The sequence below is a fragment of the Haloprofundus salilacus genome, from assembly GCF_020150815.1.
In the GTDB taxonomy this organism is placed as follows: domain Archaea; phylum Halobacteriota; class Halobacteria; order Halobacteriales; family Haloferacaceae; genus Haloprofundus; species Haloprofundus salilacus.
Genome location: NZ_CP083723.1, coordinates 1631557 through 1644981 on the forward strand (window position 1 = coordinate 1631557; position 13425 = coordinate 1644981).

At 59.8% G+C, this 13425-nt stretch carries 17 protein-coding genes; 10 read left to right on the forward strand and 7 right to left on the reverse strand.

All coding sequences use genetic code 11. The annotated features are described in order from the left end of the window. Positions 1-34 precede the first annotated feature (34 nt). The 3 genes from LAQ58_RS08355 (at position 35) to LAQ58_RS08365 (ending at position 1858) form a co-directional block, all read left to right on the forward strand. Positions 35-769 carry a metal-dependent hydrolase gene (locus LAQ58_RS08355; protein WP_224446993.1) on the forward strand — a complete coding sequence of 245 codons (735 nt, stop codon included), beginning with the start codon at positions 35-37 and terminating at the stop codon, positions 767-769. Between the two features lie 99 nt (positions 770-868). Then, on the forward strand, positions 869-1261 hold the full coding sequence (locus tag LAQ58_RS08360; protein WP_224446994.1) for an OsmC family protein: 393 nt from the start codon (positions 869-871) through the stop codon (positions 1259-1261). Between the two features lie 201 nt (positions 1262-1462). Beyond that, complete coding sequence (locus LAQ58_RS08365) at positions 1463-1858, forward strand: OsmC family protein (protein ID WP_224446995.1); 396 nt, start codon at positions 1463-1465, stop codon at positions 1856-1858. Between the two features lie 51 nt (positions 1859-1909). Here the strand turns inward: LAQ58_RS08365 and LAQ58_RS18930 are convergent, their stop codons facing one another. Together LAQ58_RS18930 and LAQ58_RS08370 are read right to left on the reverse strand one after the other, a co-directional pair. Further along, entirely contained in the window at positions 1910-2041 is a 132-nt protein-coding gene (locus LAQ58_RS18930; protein WP_255594707.1) for a hypothetical protein, read from the reverse strand. A 64-nt stretch (positions 2042-2105) separates the two neighbouring features. Further along, positions 2106-2702 carry a DJ-1/PfpI family protein gene (locus LAQ58_RS08370; protein ID WP_224446996.1) on the reverse strand — a complete coding sequence of 199 codons (597 nt, stop codon included), beginning with the start codon at positions 2700-2702 and terminating at the stop codon, positions 2106-2108. Between the two features lie 123 nt (positions 2703-2825). Here LAQ58_RS08370 and LAQ58_RS08375 point away from each other — a divergent pair, with 123 nt between their 5' ends. Beyond that, positions 2826-3389, forward strand: coding sequence for a cupin domain-containing protein (locus LAQ58_RS08375; protein ID WP_224446997.1), 564 nt, complete (start codon positions 2826-2828; stop codon positions 3387-3389). A 16-nt stretch (positions 3390-3405) separates the two neighbouring features. Here the strand turns inward: LAQ58_RS08375 and LAQ58_RS08380 are convergent, their stop codons facing one another. Then, positions 3406-4194 (reverse strand): HAD-IIA family hydrolase, encoded by a 789-nt coding sequence (locus LAQ58_RS08380; protein ID WP_224446998.1) that lies wholly within the window; start codon positions 4192-4194, stop codon positions 3406-3408. A gap of 139 nt (positions 4195-4333) precedes the next feature. On the opposite strand from LAQ58_RS08380, the gene LAQ58_RS08385 reads away from it, so the two are divergent. The 4 genes from LAQ58_RS08385 to LAQ58_RS08400 are packed head-to-tail and all read left to right on the forward strand — an operon-like array spanning position 4334 to position 7641. After that, entirely contained in the window at positions 4334-5113 is a 780-nt protein-coding gene (locus tag LAQ58_RS08385; RefSeq protein ID WP_224446999.1) for a GTP cyclohydrolase III, read from the forward strand. A gap of 7 nt (positions 5114-5120) precedes the next feature. Beyond that, on the forward strand, positions 5121-6167 hold the full coding sequence (locus LAQ58_RS08390; RefSeq protein ID WP_224447000.1) for a zinc-dependent alcohol dehydrogenase: 1047 nt from the start codon (positions 5121-5123) through the stop codon (positions 6165-6167). 7 nt (positions 6168-6174) lie between these two features. After that, entirely contained in the window at positions 6175-6552 is a 378-nt protein-coding gene (locus LAQ58_RS08395) for a 6-pyruvoyl trahydropterin synthase family protein (protein WP_224447001.1), read from the forward strand. After that, positions 6553-7641 carry a glycosyltransferase family 4 protein gene (locus LAQ58_RS08400; RefSeq protein WP_224447002.1) on the forward strand — a complete coding sequence of 363 codons (1089 nt, stop codon included), beginning with the start codon at positions 6553-6555 and terminating at the stop codon, positions 7639-7641. Positions 7642-7830: 189 nt separating this feature from the next. Here the strand turns inward: LAQ58_RS08400 and LAQ58_RS08405 are convergent, their stop codons facing one another. Further along, the gene (locus tag LAQ58_RS08405) at positions 7831-8040 is read right to left on the reverse strand and encodes a hypothetical protein (protein ID WP_224447003.1); all 210 of its coding nucleotides are present in this window, start codon (positions 8038-8040) and stop codon (positions 7831-7833) included. Between the two features lie 226 nt (positions 8041-8266). On the opposite strand from LAQ58_RS08405, the gene LAQ58_RS08410 reads away from it, so the two are divergent. Beyond that, the gene (locus tag LAQ58_RS08410; protein WP_224447004.1) at positions 8267-8719 is read left to right on the forward strand and encodes a hypothetical protein; all 453 of its coding nucleotides are present in this window, start codon (positions 8267-8269) and stop codon (positions 8717-8719) included. Positions 8720-8942: 223 nt separating this feature from the next. On the opposite strand, the gene LAQ58_RS08415 is transcribed toward LAQ58_RS08410, so the two are convergent. Further along, entirely contained in the window at positions 8943-9980 is a 1038-nt protein-coding gene (locus LAQ58_RS08415) for a tyrosine-type recombinase/integrase (RefSeq protein WP_224447005.1), read from the reverse strand. Positions 9981-10582: 602 nt separating this feature from the next. On the opposite strand from LAQ58_RS08415, the gene LAQ58_RS08420 reads away from it, so the two are divergent. Beyond that, positions 10583-10852: a MarR family transcriptional regulator gene (locus LAQ58_RS08420; RefSeq protein WP_425490706.1), complete on the forward strand. Its 270-nt coding sequence runs from the start codon at positions 10583-10585 to the stop codon at positions 10850-10852. Between the two features lie 70 nt (positions 10853-10922). Here LAQ58_RS08420 and LAQ58_RS08425 read toward each other — a convergent pair whose 3' ends face one another. Next, positions 10923-11666, reverse strand: coding sequence for a beta clamp domain-containing protein (locus LAQ58_RS08425; protein ID WP_224447007.1), 744 nt, complete (start codon positions 11664-11666; stop codon positions 10923-10925). Then, positions 11666-13399, reverse strand: coding sequence for a hypothetical protein (locus LAQ58_RS08430; protein ID WP_224447008.1), 1734 nt, complete (start codon positions 13397-13399; stop codon positions 11666-11668). The genes LAQ58_RS08425 and LAQ58_RS08430 overlap by 1 nt, the downstream gene beginning before the upstream one ends. Positions 13400-13425 lie beyond the last annotated feature (26 nt).

The following is a 13425-nucleotide window of genomic DNA, read 5'->3' on the forward strand; positions in this document are numbered from 1 at the left end:
TTTTATGCGTAACTGCTCCGTAGAACGACACGCTATGGAACTCACTTGGCACGGACACTCATGTTGGTACGTCACCGTCGGCGAGACCGGCCTGCTCATCGACCCGTTCTTCGACAACCCGAAGACGTCGCTCGACCCGTCGGACGTCGACGACCCCGACTACGTGCTGTTGACGCACGGCCACGCCGACCACATCGGCCACGCGGGCGAGTTCTCCGACGCGACGCTCGTCGCGGTGCCGGAACTCGTCTCCTACGCAAAAGAGGAGCTGGGCTTCGAGGACGCCGTCGGCGGCATGGGGATGAACATCGGCGGCACCGTCGAGTGCGGCGACGCCTACGTGACGATGCACCGCGCCGACCACACAAACGGCGTCAACACCGGCTACGAGTACGACGTCGGAATGCCTGGCGGCTTCATCATCTCGGATACGAACCCGACGCAGGTGTCCGACGAGAAGTCGACGACGTTCTACCACGCGGGCGACACTGGTCTGATGACCGAGATGCGCGACGTCATCGGCCCGTACCTCGAACCGGACGCCGCGGCGCTGCCCATCGGCGACCACTTCACGATGGGGCCGTGGCAGGCTGCCATCGCCGTCGACTGGCTGGACGTCGACTACGCCTACCCGATGCACTACGACACGTTTCCGCCCATCGAGCAGGACCCAGACGACTTCCGCCGCGAGGTCGAAGCGACGGGTTCCGACGTCGAGGTCCAAATCCCCAAAGCGGACGAGACGTTCACGCTCGAAGAAGGGTACTGAACCGCCGGGGTCGGTCGGCTTCCACGATTGTTCAGATTTTGCGTCTTTCAACCCACTGAAACGACCATTTTTGTGGCCGGCAGTGGTTGAGAAAGGTGTATGGCGAAAGAAGTACACACCGTTTCCGAGGAAGGGTACAGCGCGACCAGTCAGATACGGGAGTTCGAGGTGGATATCGACTCGAACGGCGAGGAGGCCCCCGACACGCTCGAGAGCCTGCTCGCCGCGTACGCGTCCTGCTTCGTCCCGGCGCTGCGCGTCGGGGGGCGCCAGCGGGACGTCGACCTCGGGCGCATCGAGATCGACGTGATCGGGGAGTTGAACGACGACGACAAGCTCGAATCGGTCGCCTTCGACGTCCGCGTCGAACCGGCGCTCGAAGATGGCCAGGGCGAGGAAATCCTTGAGCGTGCTTTCGAACTCTGCAAGGTCCACGACGCGCTGAAGGAGAACCTCCACGCGGAGACGACCATCGAAGGCGAATCAGTCTAACCCGCGGCGGTGGAGTCGCGTCGCCTCCACATCCGGGGCCAGTTCGACCAGCGTCGGTTCGACCGGCGAGTCCTCCGTCCCAGCGCGGATCCGTCGACCCGTTGGCGAGGACAAACACGCGATTATTTCCGGGGAAACACGCTGTCATTTGGTCACCGATGAAGCAATCTTTAGGACGTTCCAGTTCCACGCTCGGTACGTATGACGGACATCCAGACGACCACGGTCAGCGAAGAAGGTTACGCGAGTACGAGCGAAGTCGGCGACTTCGAACTCTCCATCGACGCAACGGGCGAACAGGGACCGGACCCGAACTCGGTGCTCGTCGCGGACTACGCGTCGTGTTTCCTGCCCGCGTTCCGTGTCGGCGGCTCTCAGCGCGGCTTCGACGACCTCGGAAAACTCCAGATCGACGCGGAGGCTGACCTCGACGAGGACGACGACCTCACCGCGATTCGCTTCGACATCCACGTCGAAGCCGACCTCGGCGACGAGGTCGACGAAGTCGTCTCGCGCGCAGAGGACATCTGTCACGTCCACGCGGCGCTCCGCGAGGAACTTCACGCCGACATCGCGGTCAACGACGGCGCGTTCTGAGCGCGCGCTCCTCGACTCTGATTCTTTGGCGTACTGGAGGTTCGGGAGGGGCTACTGTCGACGATAGCTTCGGTAGCTCATCGCTCGACCGTCGACGATGACCGTCTCGCGCTCTTCGGGGTCGTACACGGGAGTCGTCGTCCGCTCGTCGCGGAAACGGTAGGGACTGTCGTCGCCTTCCATACTCGCTTTTCGTCGCTCTCCTATAAAATAGTGATGCGTGTTCACACGCCTCCTGATTTGGCGGTCAGTCGTCGGCCGCGACGGAGGCCGGTTCGTGGTCGACGCTCGTCCCGAGCACGTCGAGGAACTGCGAGAGCCACTCGGGGTGGTCCGACCAGTCGTGGCCGGTGACGAGGTTGCCGTCGGTGGTCACCTCGTCGACCCACGCGCAGCCGGCGGCTTCGCACTCGGCGCGCACGGCGGGGTACGAGGTCATCTCGTAGCCATCGAGGACGCCCGCGGCGGCGAGAATCTGCGGGCCGTGACAGAGCGACGCGACGGGCTTGTTTTCCTCGAAGAAGTGCCGCACGTACTCCAGCACCGCGTCGTACGTCCGGAGATACTCCGGCGCACGGCCGCCGGGGACGACGAGTCCGTCGTATTTCTCGGGACTGACGTCGTCGAACGTTGCGTTGAGCGCGAAGTCGTGGCCGCGCTCCTCGAGATACGTCTGGTCGCCGCGGAAGTCGTGGACCGCGGTCTTGATTCGGTCGCCGGCCTCCTTCTCCGGGCAGACGGCGTCCACCTCGTGACCCACCATCTGCAGCGCCTGAAACGGCACCATTATCTCGAGGTCCTCGCCGAAGTCGCCCACTATCATGAGTAGTTTCTTGCCTGACATGGTGTGTGAGAGTTCTTCACACACAGTGATAACGTTTCGTCGGATTCCCAGATTCGTTCGGCCAGTTGACGGCGGCGTCTCAACCCCGAAAAATAGGAGGGCGCACGGACCGACGCCGAACGTATGAAGCGAATCACCGTCGACGACGTCGACCCGACCGTCTTCGACGACGGGACTCGTCGTCGCGACCTGTCCGCCGCGTTGGCGACGACCGGCGTCGCGCTCAATCGCTACCGGGTCCCGCCGGGAGGCGGGTTGCCCGGCGGTCTCCACGCGCACGCCGACCAGGAGGAGATCTTCGTCGTCACGGCGGGCGAGGCGACGTTCGAGACGTTGGACGGCGAGGTGATCGTCGCGGAAGACGAGGCGATTCGGTTCGCGCCGGACGAGTTCCAGTCGGGAAAAAACGATTCGAGCGACGAGCTCGTCGTGCTGGCCCTCGGAGCGCCCCGCGAGAGCGACAACATTCGAGTGCCGCTTCGGTGTCGCGAGTGCGGTCGCGACGACTTGCGTCTCGGGAGCGTCGAGGGCGAACCCGGTCTCGTCTGTCCGGACTGCGACGCTGCGTACTCGCCTCGACCGTGTCCGGCGTGCGGTCACGAGGAGATGCGCGTCGTGCTGGGCGAGGCGGACCGGCCCGTCGTCGCGTGTCCGGACTGTGGGGCCGAGTTCGAAGACCACGTCTGAGCGCCGAATCAGGGGATCACCCAGCGTCCAGTACGCGCTCGATGTGGGCGAACGAGTCGAGGACGTAGTCGGGCTCGATCGGCGAGTCGGCGAGCGCGCGGTCGTCGGCGATACCCGTTTTGACGAGCACCGTCGTCATCCCTGCCGACGCGCCGAGCGCGATATCGGTGTCGAGTCTGTCGCCGACGACCAGACACCGGTCGGCGCCGTGACCGAGGCGGTCGAGCGCCAGGCGGCGGGCGTGCGCCGAGGGTTTACCGAGCGTCGCGTCGGGCGACCGGCCGGAGACGCCCGAAACGGCGTGGGTCATCGCTCCGGACCCCGGCAGATCGCGGTCGACCGCCGGAATCGTCATGTCGGGGTCGGTGCTGAGAAACGGCACCGACTCGTCTTCGAGCGCGACCATCGCCGCCACGAGGTCGTCGTAGTGAAAATCGCGATCAATCGAGACGACGACGGCGTCGGCCGCTACGGGGTCGTCAGTGACGGTCAGCTCAGCGTCCGCGAACTGCGCTTCGAGTCCGGGGTCGCCGACGAGGAACAGCGCGGCGTCGGCGTGTTCGGCTTCGAGGTACGCCGTCGTCGCCGTCCCCGAGGTGAGCACCTCGTCGGGGGAAACGTCGATGCCGGCGCGGGCGAACCGATCAGCGTACGCAGGCGGCGCTTTCGTCGGGTTGTTCGAGAAGAAGACGCGGTCGACGCCCGCCCGGTCGAGCGCGTCGAGTCCCGTTGTCGCCCCCGGTATCCGCTCGTTACCCCTGAGGACCGTCCCGTCTACGTCGAGTACTGCGCCGCGAAACTCCATCGTTCGCCGTAAGTCGTCCGCGGTGTTGAACCCGGCGATGACGACAGCCGCCGAACCCTCCAGAGAGCGGGGCTGACGCGCCGAGAGCCGACTTCGGAACCAAAGAACAATGTAGCCTGCCCCCTTCGTATCAGCTACCGTGACGAAAACGCAGTTGACTCTGATTCAGATAGACAACTACGGACCCTGGACGGTCACCCCCGAACCGCGACGGGAGATGGACCTCCAGACGCTGCAATCTCGCCTCTTTGCCGACCTCGCGCAGTTCGTCGGGAGCCGCGACGGTTACGTCTTCTTCACGCGCTTCGACAACATGGTCGCGGTGACGAACGGTCTCGACCGGACCGACCACGAACTCCTGCAGGAGTCGATTCGGAACCGATACCCCGTCACCCTGAGCCTCGGCGTCGGCGTCGACGAAGTGCCGGTCGCCGCGCTCGAACGGGCGACCGAGGAGATTCAACTCGCCGGGAGCGCCCAAGACGGCGATCGCAGGGAGGTGCTCGGCGGCGAGTTCCACGAAGGGAGCGGCGCGGACGACCTGCACATCGCCCACTTCGACGTGAACGACGCCACCGGTAAGTACACCGACCGACTCAACGAGTTCGACTCGTTCATCCAGATAGAGCAGGGGTACGCCAGCCTGATGCGTCACATGCGCGAGGCACACGGTGCGCTCTCCTTCTTCGTCGGCGGAGACAACATCATCTCCGTCTGCCCCACGCTCTCCGAGAGCGAGTACCGAAACGCCGTCGACCACGTCGAGTCGGAGGTCGGCGTCGAACTGAAAGTCGGCGTCGGCGCAGGCGAGAGCGCCCACATCGCCGGATTCGCGGCCAAACACGCGCTCGAAGACTGCCGTCACCGGGGGACGACAGTCGAGTTCGAGGCCGCGCCGGCGCACGTCAGCGACGACTAAACGACCCATGCCCGCCCGCTCCGTGACGTTCACGTCCCCGCGCGAAGTTCGCGTCACGGAGTCCGAACTCCCGGTTCCCGATGCCGACGAGGTACTCGTCAAGACGGAGTACTCGGCTATCAGCCCCGGGACGGAGCTGCTCATCTACCGGGGAGAAGCCCCGAACGACCTCGACGCCGACGAGAGCATCGGCGCGCTCGGCGGCTCACTCGACTATCCGCTCCGGTACGGCTACTCCGCCGTGGGGACCGTCGCCGCCGTCGGCGACGCCGTCGACGACGAGTGGGCGGATCGCCGCGTGTTCGGGTTCAACCCCCACGAGAGTCACTTCTGCACCTCGCCGGACGAACTCCACCCGGTCCCGGATGGCTGCTCGGCAGCGGCGGCGACGCTCCTCCCGAACGTCGAGACGGCGGTCAACTTCGCGATGGACGGCCGTCCATTGGTCGGCGAGCGCGTCGTCGTCTTCGGCCAGGGGGTAGTCGGGTTGTTGACGACGGCCGTCCTCTCGTCGTTCCCGCTCTGCGAACTCGTCACCGTCGACGGTATCGCCCGAAGGCGGGAGCTCTCGCTGGAGTTTGGTGCCGACGAGAGCCTCCCGCCCGACGAGATTCGCGAGCGTTTCGACCCCTCGGAGCCTACGGGCGACGAGTCTCGCGGCCGGGCGGTCGGCGACGGCGCGGACCTTACGTTCGAGCTCTCCGGGAATCCGGCGGCGCTGGACACCGCAATCGCGGTGACGGGGTACGACGGCCGCGTCGTCGTCGGGTCGTGGTACGGGACGAAACCGGCGACGCTCGACCTCGGCGGGCGGTTTCACCGCAGCCGCATTCGGCTACAGAACAGCCAGGTGAGCACGCTCGATCCGTCGCTCCGCGGTCGGTGGGACAGCGACCGCCGCCTCGACGTGGCGTGGGACCGCCTCGCCGAACTCGACGTCGAGCGCCTGCTCACTCACCGCGTCCCTGTCGACGAGGCCGAGCGCGCCTACGAGTTGCTCGATTCGGAGTCGTCGGACGCCGTGGGCATCCTCTTTACGTACGGCAGCCCTTGACAGGGGTATGTACTCGGTAACCGTCCGTCGGTCGTTCATCGCCCAACACTTTCTGACGGTGCCCGACCCCGGACCGGAGGGTGAGCGACACTCCCACCGGTTCCGCGCGGAGCTGCGCTTCGAGGGGCCGACGCTTAACGAGTACGGCTATCTGGTTGACATCGACGAGGTGAAATCCGCGCTGGAACCGGTCGTCGACCGCTACCGCGACGCGACGCTGAACGACCTGCCCGAGTTCGAGGGAGCGAACCCGAGCGTCGAGCGGTTTGCCCGCATCGTCTGCGAGGAGGTCGTCGACGAGGCGACGCTCGACGGTCCCGAACGGGTTCGCGTGACGATGTGGGAAAACGAGGAGGCGTCGGCGGCCTACGAGACGGCGCTCTGAATGCGCGTCGGCTTTCTCGTCTACGGCGACCTCGACGAACGCTCCGGCGGATTCCTCTACGACCGGCGAGTCACCGACCACCTCCGCGAGCGCGGCGACGAGGTGGTCGTCTTCTCGCTACCCGAACGGGGGTATCTCCGCTCGACGGCGGATAATCTGAACAGGTCGCTCCGCCGTCGCCTCCGGTCGGCCGACCTCGACGTGCTGGTGCAGGACGAACTCTGCCACCCGTCGCTGCCGTGGCTCAACCGCCGACTCGACATCGACGCCCCTGTAATCGCCGTCGTCCACCACCTCCGCAGCGACGAACCGCGCGCGCCGTGGCGGAACGCGTTCGTGCGGCGTCTCGAACGGGCGTACCTCCGGTCTGTCGACGCGTTCGTCTGCAACAGCGAGACGACGCGTCGGGCCGTCTCGCGCCTCGTCGGCGGCGAGAAGCCGTCAGTCGTCGCCTACCCGGCGGGCGACCGATTCGGGACGGCGGTTTCGCCGGCTCGTGTCCGCGAACGCGCGAACGACGGTCCGCTCCGAGTCGTCTGCGTCGGCAACGTCACGAGACGCAAGAACGTCGAGACGCTGGTGGCGGGGTTGGCTCGGGTCCGAAAGCCGTGGGAACTCGTCGTCGCCGGAAACCTCACCGCTGACCCGGAGTACGTCGCCGCGCTTCGGAGCGCCGTCGACCGACTCGCGATCGGCGACAGGGTGGAGTTTACCGGGCGGCTAGACGACGCGGCGCTGGCGACGCTGTACGAACGCAGTCACCTGTTCGCGATGCCGTCGACGCACGAGGGGTTCGGCATCGCCTACGTCGAGGCGATGGGATTCGGGCTACCGGTCGTCGCCTCCGGATCGGGCGGGGCGAGTGAACTCGTCGCCGACGCGACGAACGGCTATCTGGTCGACCCGACCGACTCCACGGAGCTCACCGACGTGGTCGTCCCGCTCTGTCGGAACCGCGAGCGCCTCGCACGGATGGGACTGGCCGCGTTGGCGACGTACGACGCCCACCCGACGTGGGCCGAGACGAGTGCGCGCATCGGCGTGTTCCTCGACTCGCTCGTCGGTGAGGCGAGCGCGGACACACGGTGACCCGCTCGAAGGTCGGCCGAAGTTGGTCCGCGTCGCTCGGCGTCGGTTGACGTTGGTCGGCGACGCTCGTGGCGTGAAACGTCGCGGTGGATACGTCGAGGGGAAACGGTGGGAGAGAGCGGGATCCTCGGAGTGAAAATCGAGGGAGGAAGCGACGCTCGGGTGGGTTCGGGGGTCGCAGCGGGTAGGTTACTTGCGTTCGCGGTGGCGGTGTTGGGCCTCGGTTCCTCGCACGAGTTCGAGTTCGGGAACCTGCTCGTGTACGGCGAGCGGACCGTGTATCTCGCGGACGTGTTGTCGAAGGTGGGGGACGCCCATGCCGACGAACTGCTCCTCACAGCCGTCGACCGGGCAGGGTCCGGTGTACTGGTACGGTTCGCCTCTGGGTCGGTCGCTCATCGCCGCTTCCTCCCGTCCATGGAGACGCCTACGTTTCCCTATATGTAAACCTTCTTTTCTGTCATTGCCGAAGTCGAGCCGTAGCCGGTGGCTCGAACCTGTTTCGGGATTCGGCGTCACGAAAGGATAACTGTCGTACAGTGATCGGTATCGGTCGGGACCACTCGCAACCGATGCCTTTGATTGGGGAACAGCGAACCAAGTTCGCCGACGGACGACCGACCCGGTGCTCATCTCCCGACCCGGTAGGCCGATAAACACGACGTCGCGAATTCTGCTGATTTTACCGCCGAGCATCGGCCACCACGAGGAGTTCTCCGAGAGCGTCTACCTCGTCAAACGCCTCGCCGAGAATCTCGGCGTCGGGCTCGAAGTTATCGCAGACGGAGCCTGGCCGCCGGCCCGGAAGTACGAACCGCTGATAAATCTCGTCGACCCCCAGATGGAGGTGACCATGACCTCCGTCGGCGACTGGGAGGCGCTCTGGAGTTGGCTGCGTGACGCCGAGGGGGACGTCCTCGTGATACCGTTGAAAGCCCGGGAGGGCGGCATCGGGTGGTCGCCGCATCTCCGACAACTTCCCACGAGGCTCGTGAAGATGTCGCCGGAGTCGTTCGTCGTGGTGACGCCGCGGCGAGGCGAACCCGACTACGCCGCCCGGTTCTTCAGCATTGATTGAAGTTCTCGACGGCAGAGCTCTCTCGCACAGGTCCCTACGCGACTCTCCCGCTTCGTAACAGTCGACAACCGGCAAGCGGTGGGTCGCCTCGGGGACGTAAGTCACGTACCCGTGCAGCGCTCCGAGGTGAGTGTCGCGAGAAATTGATGGGGTCGGAGGGGCCCGTGAAATTCTGGCGTTACAGCACCTCTGCCCCTGTTCTAGCCGATTTCGAATTTCCGTGTTACTCATTGTCATCATTCTCGATATCGAGATTTGTCGATAGCTCACGCCGTCGAAGGCGGAAACGCTCCTGCTCGTCTGCTTTGTCGTAATATCGGCGGATTGTCTGCGGCGTCGCGTTCACGCGCTCGGCGACCAACTCGATCGGAATCCCGACGTCCAACTGCCAGGTGATCGAGCCAGTCCGAATTGCGTGAGGCGACCTCGAGGACGGGCACTTACTCGCATGGTTCCGGTGAGTAAACTCGCAGCTCCGCCGCTCGTTACCGTGAGGACAATCGCGATAGACGCACGGCTGCGTTCCCCGGTAACTCCACGCTCGAATAGTACTGTCCGAGGGTCGACCCTGCCGACAGGAGAACAAGGGTTCGCGGCCATCGTCGTCGCGCTTGTCGAAGCGTTCGCGTGCGATGTACGTCTGAAGAACGCTCACGACCGTCGCGTTGATACCGACGACGCGCTCTCCCGATTTCTTGTTCTTCAGTCCGGTCTTTGGTGGCCGGTGATGGAATTCGAGCGACTGCTGGTCCGGGTCGAAGTCACCGAGGTCGAGAGCGCGTAGCCCGCTGATCCGCGCGCCGGTGTGCCAGGCAACTTCGAGGAAGGTGTGTTCGGGCGTCGCGTAGAATTGGTGCGACTCTCGGTAGAACGTGAGCAGCGACAACGCCTCTTCACTCGCGAGGTTCTTGTCGCTGGTTTCCTCTTCGGGTGTAAGTTTCGGAATCTCGAGTTTGTCGGCGATCTCCTCGTCGACGACCTCGATACGAACGCAGTAATCGAGCAGCTGCTTCAGTGCCATGAGCTGGCCCTTCAGCGTCGCGGGCGCGACACCCTGCGCTTCGCGGTACGCCTGGTACTCGTCGAGGTCCCACCCCGAGAGTTCGGACATCGATTCGATGCCCTCGCTCTCCGCCCAGTGGACGAAGCGGGTAAGTCGGTTCCTGTAACTCCGGACAGTTTTCTCTGTCTGGCGCTGCTGGCGTCGAGCGAGGAACCGATCACGCGCTTCGCGGGGTGAGAGTTCGCGTTTTCGGCTCACAGAGCCCCACTGCGGGCGTACTGTGTACAAGCGGAATTGTACACATTAGATTCGGTCCGTCCGCTACGCTTACATCGGCCGTTTTCGTATCGTGTCATGGCTTCCATTTGGGAGCCACGGTCGTCCACGAACGCGCTGCATCTGCCAGGATCTGCGCGTTCGTGATAGACCGTTAGCGTTACGAGACATTCTGGCGTGGATGTATTATAGCTCAGCCATGGGTGTAGAGTGAAAGTGGCCGTTCTTCCGAAAGTGAAACTCATGGTCTGAGCCGGACTATCTAGTTTATTCAAGATCGTCGACCAAGCCGGGCAGTCGGTAGGCGGTTCGTCGTCTCTTGGGCGGGGTTCAAGACCCCACAGAGTGTTTGCGAACATGCTTCCGTAGTGTGGTTACGGAGGCTACTGCGGATCCGGTGTCACACCACCGGCCCGCCGATTCTACTGTTATTGACGATAGTCAGTTCAGCAGGTAGCTTCCGATAGGTCTATCGTAAGGTTAGACCTACTAATAGTTTGCTCTGTACTACTCAGATTAATGTTCAATTGGTCAAGTGTGAGATTGTCGTGGGATATACCGCGCTTAGGCATGAACTGAGGTTAATGAGATTAGATGCGGATTGGATGGTACGAGCAGATGACCGTATCTTAGAATTTCTTTCAGAGGAAGGCCCACATCCACCATCCAAGATGGCAGAAGACGGCCGCGTACGGTTTGGAGCTGAGTACATTGGCCGCCGTCTTCGCGATCACCTGGTCGAATCGGGACTAGCCAGAAATCTGGGGAACGGGGTCTACACGATTACGGAAGATGGGAAAAAGTACCTTGATGGGGAACTGGATGTTTCTAATTTAGATAGAGATTTGAATTGAATAGAATCAATTAATAAATTCTACCGAGTAATGCAGCAAGCCTGAAAAGATACTATGTTGGGAAGTAATATCATCGGAAGCGGGGCGCAAGGCCATACGTAACATGGCCATTCATATCCGCAATTTCAAATGTTATTTTTGCAGGATATTCCTGCCCCAGCTTAATCGATAGGTGTTCAGTAGCAGGAATGTTCTTGGTTATTTGTGATAGATATGACCGAGAATATATAGAATGTGCTTTTGAGGGTGTGACTTTCGTCACTTCCTTATCACCCTCAGAGAATGACACGGCCATACTATCTGAATCTCCGATTGCATTTATGTAAAACACGCCTCTCTTTTCATCGACGCCCATGATAAGCTCGTCAGAAAACATATCCGCCAAGCGAACTGCTTTTCTGATTTCACTAGAATCAATGACGATTTCGGCTGGAGGTTCAATTTCACCCGCCTTTTGACCACCTCGTACACTTTCGGGGTGTATGAGACTGAGATCAAAGGTGAAACTCTCGATACTCACCTCGAATCGACCATCCTCTTTTTTGTATTCAATTGTAACTTGCTGATCAGCATCAAATTTCTGTAATATTTGAGTTAGCTGTTCAATATCCAGATGAACCTCCAAACCATCTGCATTGTAATAATCAAATGCGTCAGGTTGAAGACACATTGTCACCGCAGCTACATTTGCTTCGTCTACCGTCTCAATGTAAAATCCGTCTTCAGAGAATAAGACCGGCGCAGTATCCACTAATGCATTTACAGAATTAAGTGCGCGTGAAAACTTACCTACTGGTAATTCAAGGGAAACCATTAGAAGTACACCCCCGTAATCGCCATCCGCTCTCCAGAAGTGTCTAAGGGGATCGGTTGCATCATGAACTCCTTATGTTCTAAATCGATGTCCTGTAATCTCTGTCGTACGACATTTTCAATGTTAGAGATCCGATCATCATTCCAAGATTGAGAACTAAATCCGTCAACAACTCGACTTTGCTCAGTGAAACCCCATAGGATGACTTTCGTGTCAACTCCTTTTCCATCCTCCGTTTCTATTTCAGAAATTATTTTTGCAGCAGGGTCATCACCTTCAAGATGCAGCTTGTTTTTGTATTCTATTAATGGAATCCCTTCATTTTCTTTGGTACTAACTGTGGCTCCATCTGAGGGATTTCCCGTATAAATATTAATTATCTGGCTCAATGCGTTGCCCAGCGATGGTTCTGCTGATTCTCTTAGCACATGCATCATAGAGGTCAAAAGGCATTTACGAACCGTTTCACCAGTGCGGTTCAATGCGTGCATGTATGTTTCTTCAAGGAACCGAATACGTTCTGACGAAACCTTCTCTCGGTCGATATTCAGAAACGTGACCTTTCCAATAGTAAGCGCTTGAGCTGCTGGAGAAGTAGATGGGTGATAGATTTGGATCTCATTTTGATTTACAATATCTGTGAATATATCGTCAGCAAACGAACTATCTAATCGAATATGAGAGCTCGAATAAATCACATGAAGATTGTCTGGAGTTTGGCTCTTCTTTTGGAGTTCTCTTTCCCCATCTTTCTTCACAACTTCTACTGATCGTTGATGGTCTATTACCTCTGTTGCGTCGTATACCGAAAGCTGGCTACCGTCTTCGGAAGGATAGCTATGGAGATTGTCATATTTGTCCTCGTCAATATCTAACCCAAGTGACTCTTGTTTGAAGTCACTCTTGAAGCTCTCAATTGATTCGTAGGTGTTGTTGCCCCACCGAATTTCTTTTACCTCATGTGGACGGTCGTGGTTGCCGTCCGTAGAGATATGGAGCTTATTGCCAGAAAATTCGATTTCATCATCACGAAGCCATTTGTCGCTGAATTCGTCATTTGTGAACTCAAATTTACAACTATACTCTCTCCGACCACGATAGTAGCAGAGAATTTGTATAGTCTTACGACGATAATTCAATTGGTGTTCGTTTACACCGAGGAAGCCTCGAAATGAGTCTGAACCAGAGTCAGTGAAGTGAGCAAACTGTACTGCCCTAGCCTTTTGTTCAAACAACGCCGCACTCAGAATATTGTCAACATCTAAAAACCGCTTTATAAGCTTAATTTCATTAGGACTTTCGTTCTCCTCTTCACCGTCTCCTTCTCGAAGAGACATCCCCCGTTTTGCACGAGAGTGAGCCAGTAAATACTGGTCTCCCAAATAGACTAACATAGCAAATTTGTCCTTCGACTTTTGACGACCTTCTAGTGTTGAACAAAAGAGACCAAGTAAATCTTTGACATAGTGGTCTGCTGCATCGCTTTCAAATATAGAACGGACACGATCACTAGTCATCTCATTCATGTTGGAATCCTTAAGTGGCATCGGATAGTCCAATTTCTTATCTTTAATATAATTGACTAGTTCTTGGACATCAACCAATTCAGACTGCGAATCGATACTCTGTTGATCGGGTTCTCGGAGCCTTTCACGAGACTGAACAGGACGATAAAAAACAGTCACCTCCTCGATATCGGAGAGCTTTCCGTCAAGTTGACTCTGAGTAGACATACTGGGGTCGAAGAACTACGGTACTA

Coding starts and splice junctions, on each gene's coding strand:
- LAQ58_RS18930 (WP_255594707.1), bottom strand. CDS start 2,041: ATGGAAGGCGACGACAGTCCCTACCGTTTCCGCGACGAGCGGACGACG.
- LAQ58_RS08370 (WP_224446996.1), bottom strand. CDS start 2,702: ATGTCAGGCAAGAAACTACTCATGATAGTGGGCGACTTCGGCGAGGAC.
- LAQ58_RS08425 (WP_224447007.1), bottom strand. CDS start 11,666: ATGGTTTCCCTTGAATTACCAGTAGGTAAGTTTTCACGCGCACTTAAT.
- LAQ58_RS08365 (WP_224446995.1), top strand. CDS start 1,463: ATGACGGACATCCAGACGACCACGGTCAGCGAAGAAGGTTACGCGAGT.
- LAQ58_RS08405 (WP_224447003.1), bottom strand. CDS start 8,040: ATGAGCGACCGACCCAGAGGCGAACCGTACCAGTACACCGGACCCTGC.
- LAQ58_RS08420 (WP_425490706.1), top strand. CDS start 10,583: ATGAGATTAGATGCGGATTGGATGGTACGAGCAGATGACCGTATCTTA.
- LAQ58_RS08390 (WP_224447000.1), top strand. CDS start 5,121: ATGCCCGCCCGCTCCGTGACGTTCACGTCCCCGCGCGAAGTTCGCGTC.
- LAQ58_RS08400 (WP_224447002.1), top strand. CDS start 6,553: ATGCGCGTCGGCTTTCTCGTCTACGGCGACCTCGACGAACGCTCCGGC.
- LAQ58_RS08395 (WP_224447001.1), top strand. CDS start 6,175: ATGTACTCGGTAACCGTCCGTCGGTCGTTCATCGCCCAACACTTTCTG.
- LAQ58_RS08355 (WP_224446993.1), top strand. CDS start 35: ATGGAACTCACTTGGCACGGACACTCATGTTGGTACGTCACCGTCGGC.
- LAQ58_RS08430 (WP_224447008.1), bottom strand. CDS start 13,399: ATGTCTACTCAGAGTCAACTTGACGGAAAGCTCTCCGATATCGAGGAG.
- LAQ58_RS08360 (WP_224446994.1), top strand. CDS start 869: ATGGCGAAAGAAGTACACACCGTTTCCGAGGAAGGGTACAGCGCGACC.
- LAQ58_RS08380 (WP_224446998.1), bottom strand. CDS start 4,194: ATGGAGTTTCGCGGCGCAGTACTCGACGTAGACGGGACGGTCCTCAGG.
- LAQ58_RS08375 (WP_224446997.1), top strand. CDS start 2,826: ATGAAGCGAATCACCGTCGACGACGTCGACCCGACCGTCTTCGACGAC.